Genomic DNA, 2,417 nt, shown 5'->3' on the forward strand with positions numbered 1-2,417 from the left:
GCCAGCTGCTGCTCGGCCTCGGTGTCCACTTTCGCGAAGACGATGTCCGGGTGCTTTTCGGCCGAGGCCGAGTACGTCGGTGCGAACGACCGGCACGGGCCGCACCACGAGGCCCAGAAGTCGACCAGGACGATCTCGTTGTCTTTGATGGTTTCGTCGAACTCTGCGGTGGTGATGTCTCGAGTAGCCATTGTCCGCCCAACGCTGCCACATCCCGCGGTGTTCCCGCCACGCGACCTCAGGTCAGGTGGCGGCTGGCCACGATCCCGACCACCGGACCGCGCTCGGCCACGGCGGCCACCGCCGCGTCGTCGAGGAAGCCGGGCGGCTCCCACAACACGTTCCCGTCCGGCGAGCAGCAGCCCGTCCTCGAGGGCGGCGACGGTCGACCGCACCCCTGGGCGGTCAGCTCCTCCAGGGTCGCCCAGCGACACCGCAGGTCCGGCAGAGCCAGAACACCGTCTCAGACGGTGAAGCCGACGGCGCGCATCATCTCGCGGCCGTCGTCGGTGATCTTGTCCGGGCCCCACGGCGGATCCCAGACCCAGGTCAGGTCCAACTCGCTGACCAGGCCGCTGCCGACCGTGGCGTTGTGCACCTGGTCGTGGATCATGTCCTGTAGCGGGCAGGCCGGCGAGGTCAGCGTCATGGTGATCACCGCCACCGGGCCCTCGTCGCCGTGCTTGACCGACAGGTCGTAGACCAGCCCGAGGTCCATCACGTTGATACCGATCTCCGGGTCGATGACGTCGTGCATCGACTCGTCGACCTCGGCGAGCAGCTCCTCCATTGCGCCGTCGGCGTCGCTCATCAATCCATCTCCATCGTTGCTTCGGCGCCGGCGTTCGGCACCTGGGTTGCCACGCCGGCTGGTGCCAGCGCGTGTGTCCAGGCACCGGTTTCGGCCGGCGCCGGCTCGGGGGCGCCGGCTCCGAGCGCCCGCGCCAGTGCGTCCTTGAACGCCATCCAGCCCAGCAACGCACATTTCACCCGCGCCGGGTACTTGGCGACGCCGGCGAACGCCACCCCGTCGCCGAGCAACTCCTCGTCGCCTTCCACCGTCCCCCGCGAGGAGACCATCGCGTGGAAGGCGTCGAACGTCTTCAGTGCGTCGGCCACGCTCAGCCCGATCACCTGGCCGGCGAGCACCGAGGTGGCGGCCTGGCTGATCGAGCAGCCCTGCCCGTCGTAGGAGACGTCGGCGATCCGCTCGCCGCCGTCGGAGAGCGCCACCCGCAGGGTGAGCTCGTCCCCGCAGGTCGGATTCACGTGGTGCACCTCGGCCCCGAACGGCTCGCGCAGCCCGCGGTGCTGCGGGTGCTTGTAGTGATCGAGAATCACTTCCTGGTAGAACTGCTCGAGTCGCATCGCTCACGCCCTACCGAAGAAATCCACGGCCCGGCGCACCCCGGCGATCAGCCGGTCGACCTCGTCGAACGTGTTGTACAGCGCGAACGACGCCCGGGCGGTGGCCGCCACGTTGAACCGGCGGTGCAGCGGCATGGTGCAGTGATGCCCGACCCGAACCGCCACCCCGTCGTCGTCGAGCACCTGGCCCACGTCATGGGCGTGCACGCCGTCCACCACGAACGCCACCGGCGAGCCGCGGTCGGCCATCGTGGTCGGCCCGACGATGCGCACCTGGGGGATCTCGGCCAGCCCGTCCAGGGCGGCGGACACCAGGTCGCGTTCGTGGGCTTCCACCGCGGCCATGCCGACCGCGCTCAGGTACTTCGCCGCCGCGGCCAGGCCGACCACCTGCGAGGTCATCGGAGTGCCGGGCTCGAACCGCTGCGGCGGCGGCGCGTAGCTGCTCGACGCCATCGTCACCGTCTCGATCATCGACCCGCCGGTGAGGAACGGCGGCAGCTCGGCGAGCAGCTCACCACGCCCGTAGAGCACGCCGATCCCGTTGGGGCCCAGCATCTTGTGCCCGGAGAAACCGGCGAAGTCGACGTCGAGCGCACGGAGGTCGACCGGCTGGTGCGGCACCGACTGGCAGGCGTCCAGCACCGTCAGCGCCCCGACCGCGCGCGCCCGGGAGACCAGCTCGGCCACCGGGGTCAGCGCCCCGGTCACATTCGAATGATGGGTGAATGCAACGACTTTCACCCGTCCGTCGAGCATCAGCGAGTCCAGGTCGATGCGCCCGGCGTCCGGCCCCGAGTCGATCACCGAATACCAGCGCAGTGTCGCCCCGGTGCGTCGGGCCAGCTCCTGCCAGGGCACCAGGTTGGCGTGGTGCTCCAACTCGGTGACGGCGATGACGTCGCCGGGGCCGACCGCGCGGTCGAACCGGTCGTCGCCGAGCACGTAGGACACCAGGTTCAGCGCCTCGGTGGCGTTCTTGGTGAACACCAGCTCGTCGGCGTCGGCGCCGACGAACTCGGCGATCGCCGCCCGGCCGTTCTCGTAGG

General features: G+C 70.0%; 4 protein-coding genes. All 4 read right to left on the reverse strand.

The window, feature by feature from the left end; all coding sequences use genetic code 11:
* The coding region (locus AC2VNT_RS03190) for a thioredoxin family protein (protein ID WP_486945480.1) at positions 1-191 on the reverse strand (191 nt) is incomplete at its 3' end.
* A 272-nt stretch (positions 192-463) separates the two neighbouring features.
* The gene (locus AC2VNT_RS03195; protein ID WP_486945481.1) at positions 464-811 is read right to left on the reverse strand and encodes a metal-sulfur cluster assembly factor; all 348 of its coding nucleotides are present in this window, start codon (positions 809-811) and stop codon (positions 464-466) included.
* Positions 811-1,368, reverse strand: a complete 558-nt coding sequence (gene sufU, locus AC2VNT_RS03200; RefSeq protein WP_486945482.1) for a Fe-S cluster assembly sulfur transfer protein SufU — start codon at positions 1,366-1,368, stop codon at positions 811-813. Before sufU ends, AC2VNT_RS03195 begins: the two co-directional genes overlap by 1 nt.
* Before the next feature lie 3 nt (positions 1,369-1,371).
* Positions 1,372-2,417: aminotransferase class V-fold PLP-dependent enzyme (locus tag AC2VNT_RS03205; RefSeq protein WP_486945483.1), on the reverse strand; the 1,046-nt coding region annotated here is incomplete at its 5' end.

Source organism: Mycobacterium sp. TH-M15 (assembly GCF_057473705.1).